This is a genomic window from Rhodoplanes roseus, from assembly GCF_003258865.1.
Classification (GTDB): Bacteria; Pseudomonadota; Alphaproteobacteria; order Rhizobiales; family Xanthobacteraceae; genus Rhodoplanes; species Rhodoplanes roseus.
On sequence record NZ_NPEX01000049.1, the window covers coordinates 1 to 1,233 of the forward strand.

Genomic DNA, 1,233 nt, shown 5'->3' on the forward strand with positions numbered 1-1,233 from the left:
TCGCCTTCAGGCCGAGGCCGGTGCGGATCGCCTGCTTGACGCACTCCTCGTTGATCACCGGCAGCATGCCCGGCATCTCCGCGTCAAGAACGGTCGGGGCGGCGTACGGCGATCCCCAAAACGCAAACCCGAGCAAAGCCGGCGAGCGCCCCGAAGCGCAAATCGGCACAGAGCCCGATGCCCGACTTCGTCCCGCCGTGCCTGGCGACGCTCGCCGATGCGCCGCCGGACGGGCCGAACTGGATTCACGAGATCAAGTTCGACGGCTACCGCATCCAGGCGCGCCTCGAGGACGGGGCGGTGGTGCTGAAGACCCGCAAGGGCCTCGACTGGACGGCGCGCTTCGCCTCCGTCGCCGCCTCCGTCGCGGCGCTGCCGGCCGACACGGCGCTGATCGACGGCGAGGTGGTGGTGGAGAACGCCTCCGGCGTGTCCGACTTCTCGGCCCTCCAGGCGGCGCTGGAGGCGGGGCGCGACGACTTCGTCTACGACGTCTTCGATCTGCTGCATCTCGACGGCCGCGACCTCACCGGCGCGCCACTGGCCGAGCGCAAGGCGGCGCTCGCCGACCTGGTGGCGAGGGCGCCGAAGGGCACGGTGCTGCGCTTCTCCGACCATCTCGCCGAGTCCGGCGCCGTGGTGCACCAGCATGCCTGTCGCATGGGGCTCGAAGGCATCGTGTCGAAGCGCTCCGACGCGCCGTACCGCTCCGGCCGCGGCACCGACTGGATCAAGAGCAAGTGCGCCGACCGCCAGGAGTTCGTGGTCGGCGGCTATCGGCTCGCCACCGGCTCGACCCGCGCCGTCGGGGCCTTGGCGGTCGGCACCTTCCAGGACGGGACGCTGCACTATGTCGGCCGCATCGGCACCGGCTACACCCAGAAGACCGCGAGCGAGCTCTTCAAGCGCCTCTCGCCGCTGAAGATCCCGAAAATGCCGTTCGCCAGCCTGCCGGCGGACGAGCGCCGCCGCGACATGACCTGGGTGACGCCCGAGCTCGTCATCGAGGCGGAGCTGCGCGGCCGTACCGGCAGTGGTCTCCTGCGGCATGCCGCCTTCAAGGGCATTCGCGAGGACAAGTCCTCCCACGAGGTCGTCCGCGAGGCGCCGGTTCCGGTGGAAGAGGTGGAGACGCCGATGGCGAACAAACCTTCATCCTCCCCTGGAGGGGGAGGGTCGATGCGCGCAGCGCGTCGGGGTGGGGTGAAGCCGCAAACGCAGGCTTCGCCTGTC

1 protein-coding gene is annotated in these 1,233 nt (G+C 70.4%); it reads left to right on the top strand.

Annotation, left to right across the window (positions count from 1 at the left end; all coding sequences use genetic code 11):
* Positions 1-177 precede the first annotated feature (177 nt).
* A partial coding sequence (ligD, locus tag CH341_RS09675; RefSeq protein ID WP_210208232.1) for a non-homologous end-joining DNA ligase occupies positions 178-1,233 on the top strand: 1,056 nt, incomplete at its 3' end.